Genomic DNA, 5157 nt, shown 5'->3' with positions numbered 1-5157 from the left:
CCCGCCTGACTGGCGCCGGCCGGCTACAGTGGTGCCTGGCGAATTCACCGTTGCCATCGCCCGGTCCGCCGGTGAGAGATGATCATCTGCGGGCCGGGCGGGCAGCGTCTGCTGGGCCTGACCACCCCCGAGCGGCGGCTGCGCCACGACGTGATCCACGTCGGCGAGTATCAGAACACGGCGTAGGGAGATCATCATGACCGTGACGCTGCCCGGGCCTGTCCACCCGGTGATCCAGGCCGAGCCGCCCCGGCTGATCTGGCTGGAGATCACCGGACGCTGCCAGTTAGCCTGCTCTCACTGCTACGCCGGCTCCTCACCACACGGCAGCCAGGGCACGATGACGCTTCCCGACTGGGAAGCGGTCATCACCGAGGCAGCCGCCGTCGGCGTCGAGCAGGTCTGCCTCATCGGCGGCGAACCGACCCTCCGTCCTGACTTCCCGGCGCTCGTCGCGGCGGCGCTCGACGCTAACCTCGCGGTCGAGGTCTTCACCAACCTGTACGCCCTTCCCGCCGTGGTCTGGGACGCGCTCGTCCGCCCGGGTGTGTCGGTCGCGACTTCGTACTACGCCGACGACGCGGCCCGGCATGACAAGGTCACCGGGCGTGCCGGCAGCCATGCCCGCACCCGGGCCCAGCTGCGGCGCCTCGTCGCGGCAGAGGTGCCGGTCCGCGCCGGCATCATCGCCACCGCCGGCGAGGAACAGGCTCTCGCCGCGTTCGACGACCTGACCGCCCTCGGCGTCGTCGCCAGCATCGACCAGGTCCGGCCATTCGGCCGCGCCGCCGACCACGACGATGAGGCGGGCACCTGCGGGCACTGCGGGCACGGCACGGCCGCGGTTGGCCCGGACGGCACCGTGACTCCATGCGTCTTCACCCGCCGCGCCGCCGCCGGTAACGTCCGTGACGGGCTGGCCGCGGTCCTCGCTGGCGCGCCCTTCCGGTCCCAGGTCGCCCGGCTCGACGCCGCGCGCACGGTGACCGCCGCCTCCGGCTGTGGCCCGGACATCTGCGGTCCCAAGGCGAGCACCGCCTGCAGCCCCACCCAGTCCCAATGCAAGCCGAAGACCCCGGACTGCGAACCGCGTCCAACAGACGGAACCGCGTGATCCGCTGGCTGCCGGTCAGCATCGACGGTGCGGCGTGGCTCACTGAGATCTACCGCGAGGGCGCACGACAACTCGGGATACGGCCTCTCGGCTCCGGACGGGCCAGCGGTTCCGACGCCGTCATCGCGGGGCCCGCCACGCACGACGGCGCCACCGCGTGGCTGCGGGTCGCCGCGTTCATCGAGTCCGACATGGACCGCGAGGTCTGGACCGGCACCCACGATGCCGCCAGCCTGTCCGGCGTCGCCAAGCCGACGCTGCTCGCTGAGACCGAATGGACCCATCCCGACCCGGTCCCGGTGTCCGTGCGCGCTGAGCTGCTCACGTTCGCGGCCGACTCGACGGTCGTGCCGGCGGACGCCTACAGCGCCGGGCAGTACCTGTCCGGCGAGCCCGACCTCCCGGACGCCTGGTGGGCCGACCTGCGTGCCTCGGTCGACGCGCTCGCGGACACCCCCACCGAGCGGAAGCTGTGGGCCTACTCCCCCGAACAGCTCGCCCATCTGATCCATGCCAGAGTCGGTGAGCTGCCCGCTGACGTTGCCCCCGGCCCGGCGGCCACCGAGCATCTGGACCTGCACTGGGGCAACATCACCGCGCCGCGTTTTTCGATCATTGACTGGGAGCACTGGGGCCGCAGCGTTTCAGGCATCGGCGTCGCGAACCTGTACATCACCGCGCTGCGGCACGCGCCCCGGACCGCCAGCCGCCTTCGTGCGGCCTTCCCTGAGCTGGACGCCCCGACCGGCCGGTACGCCCGGGTCGTCGCCTGTCTGTTCACGCTCGCCGGACTGTCCTGGTCCCCTGACGAGATGGACGTCGCTGGCGCCGTGCGGGCCCATCTGGACGACCTGATCAGCCGGTAGCCCGGCCGCCCAGGCGCTCGCCGTCACTACGGCGTGTTCCGGAAGCCAGCTGTCCGGCTCAATGACCCGCGCGAGCGGGTCTCTGACGCATCTGGACACGGCCTTCCGGCGCTCCGGCGCGGTCGAAGGTCTGCGTCTCCGGCCAACCTTCCGCCCGTCGATCATACTGTTGCGTGAACGTAATGTGTCATTGATGTGACCGGCTCGGCAGTGGAGATGGGTACCGATACCTGTCTGGAATGTCGCCGGCCGGCAGCCGGAACCACGGAGGTGGCGAATCGTGCAGTCGACAAGCCTACGGGACGAGCTTCTCGCCGTGATCAGAGCAGTACAGGAAGCGCAACGTCATGTGCACCATGTGCGCTGCCACGCGCCCAGTTCAAGAATGGCGGGCCGGCTCGAGGCGGATGTCCGTCGCGTCCTGGAAGACCTTGACGATCTTGAAGCTGAGACCATGACCCGCAGCGGCGCGAACGGTCTGGACCCGGCCGGCACGGCCGACGGCCCAGCGTGCTCAACCCGCTACGAACCCGTGTTCGTACCGGCCCGCCAGGGCGAACCGGAGTTCCAGCCCGAATGCGACGACGAGGGGGTCGCCGGCGGGTGGCAGCGGCATCGCGCCGTGTCGCCGCGCCGCCGACGCCGCGTCCGGGTGTGAGCATGAGACGACGGGCCGCGCGATAACTCGCGGCCTGTCGTCGGTCCCTCCAACCGACCAGAACACGCCAAGGAGAGCAACAGCCAGCGAGAACACGCCGGGGGCCCAGCACCGCGAACGCACCTGACCGCGCCTGCGGCCCCAGGAAACCGAGGAGCACCATGCCGACGCAGACGGATGCCCGTCCTCCCGACAATCGGGGCCCCGCCAGAGCCGCCGCTCCCAGCGGCGGCGCGGCCCGAGCGAGGATCATCCAGCCCAGCCTGAGACGGGACCGGTGGTGGGTGGCCCCGGTCGTCACGGTGGCCGTGCTCGCCGGCTTTGTCGCCTACGGGACGTGGGCGGCGTTCCGCAACGGCAACTACTACGCGGATCCGTACCTGTCGCCGTTCTACTCGCCGTGCCTGACCGACTCCTGCCCGGCCGACGCGCTCGGCTCCGGGCTGCTCGGCGACATCCCCTGGATCTCACCCGCCATCCTGATTCTGCTCTTCCCGCTCGGCTTCCGGCTCACCTGCTACTACTACCGGAAGGCGTATTACCGCTCGTTCTGGTGGGCGCCGCCGGCCTGCGCGGTCCCCGACGCCCGGCGCAGGTACAGCGGTGAGGCCCGGTTCCCGTTGCTGCTACAGAACGTGCACCGCTATTTCCTCTACTTCGGTGGGCTCTTCGTGTGTCTGCTCACCTACGAGGCTGTCCAGGCGTTCAGCTTCGACGGCGGTTTCGGCATCGGCGTCGGTAGCGGCATTCTTGCGGCCAATGTGGTGCTTCTCGGCCTGTACACGTTTTCCTGCCATTCCTTCCGGCACCTGTGTGGAGGTGGGCTGCGGACCCTGTCCGCGCATCCGGCCCGCCAGCGGCTGTGGCGGGGGATTTCGGCGCTCAACCGGCGTCATCTGGTGTGGGCCTGGGCGAGCCTTCTATGGATCATGGCAACCGACTTCTACATCTGGCTGGTCGCGAGCGGTCACCTCCACGACTATCACTGGGTGGCGTGAGCGACCATGACCGCACCATCCATATCGTCATCGTCATCGTCATCGTCGTCGTCCGTATCGGAGACGCACGCGTACGACGTCGTGGTCATCGGCGCGGGCGGAGCGGGCCTGCGCGCGGCGCTGGAAGCGCACGAGCAGGGCGCCCGCGTCGCGGTCGTCTGCAAGAGCCTGCTCGGCAAGGCGCACACCGTCATGGCTGAGGGCGGTATCGCGGCCGCGATGGGCAACGTGTGGCCCGAGGACGACTGGCAGGCGCACTTCCGCGACACGATGCGTGGCGGGAAGATGCTCAACCAGTGGCGGATGGCCCAGCTCCACGCGCAGGAGGCGCCGGAACGGGTCTGGGAGCTGGAGGAGTGGGGCGCGGTCTTCGACCGGACGCCCGACGGGCGGATCCTCCAGCGTGACTTCGGCGGCCACCGCTTCGCGCGGCTCGCGCATGTCGGGGACCGCACCGGCCTGGAACTGATCCGTACCCTGCAAAACCGGCTGATCAGCAAACGTGTCGACGTGTTCATGGAGTGCACGGTGCTGCGCCTGCTGACGACGCGGCGCCAACAGGCCGTACCACCGCGGGCGACGCCGTCACAGACCGCGCTTTCACCGGACACGCCGCAGCGTGGCGAACCAGCGGTCACCGGCGCGTTGGCGTACTGGCGCGAGTCCGGGACCTTCGTGCGTTTCGACGCGCCCGCGATAGTGCTTGCCACCGGCGGGATCGGCAAGTCCTATCAGGTGACGTCGAACTCCTGGGAGTACACCGGCGACGGCCACGCGCTCGCGCTGTGGGCGGGGGCCACGCTGATGGACATGGAATTCGTCCAGTTCCATCCCACCGGCATGGTCTGGCCACCGTCGGTGAAGGGGATCCTCGTCACCGAGGGCGTCCGGGGCGACGGCGGCGTGCTGCTCAACGCCGAAGGCCGTCGCTTCATGTTCGACTACATCCCCCCGGTCTTCGCCGCCGAGACGGCCGACACCGAGCAGGAGGCCGACCGCTGGTACACCGACAAGGTGACCGCCCGCCGGCCGCCCGAGCTGCTTCCCCGCGACGAGGTGGCGCGAGCCATCAACGCCGAGATCAAGGCGGGGCGGGGCTCGCCGCACGGCGGGGTCTACCTTGACATCGCCTCCCGCCGTGACCCGGCGTACATCCGCCGCCGGCTGCCGTCCATGTACCACCAGTTCACCGAGCTGGCCGACGTCGACATCACCCGGGAGGCGATGGAGGTCGGCCCGACCTGTCACTACGTCATGGGCGGCATCAAGGTCGACCCGGCCACCGCGGCGGCGACGGTACCCGGGCTGTTCGCCGCGGGCGAGTGCGCGGCCGGCATGCACGGCTCGAACCGCCTCGGCGGTAACTCCCTGTCCGACCTGCTTGTCTTCGGACGCCGGGCAGGGCTGTACGCCGCGCGATACGCACAGGCGGTGCCGGCGGGCGTCCGGGGCGTGGCTACCGACGCGGAGGTCCATGCGATCGTCGAACAGGTCCTCGCGCCGTTCTCCACCACCAACGCA

The 5157-nt window shown here is 70.1% G+C and carries 5 protein-coding genes; all 5 read left to right on the top strand.

The features are described from left to right. The first annotated feature begins 196 nt into the window (after positions 1-196). Positions 197-1114 (top strand): radical SAM/SPASM domain-containing protein, encoded by a 918-nt coding sequence (locus tag MJ785_RS16700; RefSeq protein WP_239311883.1) that lies wholly within the window; start codon positions 197-199, stop codon positions 1112-1114. Then, complete coding sequence (locus MJ785_RS16695; protein ID WP_239311885.1) at positions 1111-1980, top strand: hypothetical protein; 870 nt, start codon at positions 1111-1113, stop codon at positions 1978-1980. The genes MJ785_RS16700 and MJ785_RS16695 overlap by 4 nt, the downstream gene beginning before the upstream one ends. A 280-nt stretch (positions 1981-2260) precedes the next feature. Beyond that, the gene (locus MJ785_RS16690; protein ID WP_239311888.1) at positions 2261-2638 is read left to right on the top strand and encodes a hypothetical protein; all 378 of its coding nucleotides are present in this window, start codon (positions 2261-2263) and stop codon (positions 2636-2638) included. A 161-nt stretch (positions 2639-2799) separates the two neighbouring features. Next, entirely contained in the window at positions 2800-3636 is an 837-nt protein-coding gene (locus MJ785_RS16685; protein ID WP_239311890.1) for a hypothetical protein, read from the top strand. Between the two features lie 6 nt (positions 3637-3642). Then, positions 3643-5157, top strand: a 1515-nt coding sequence (locus tag MJ785_RS16680; protein ID WP_239381677.1) for a fumarate reductase/succinate dehydrogenase flavoprotein subunit, incomplete at its 3' end; no start/stop codon positions are given.

It is taken from the genome of Protofrankia sp. CiT1, assembly GCF_917627335.1.
Taxonomy (GTDB): Bacteria; Actinomycetota; Actinomycetes; order Frankiales; family Frankiaceae; genus Protofrankia.
Note: the sequence above shows the minus strand (reverse complement) of the source record. Positions and strands in the feature narration are given on the sequence as shown.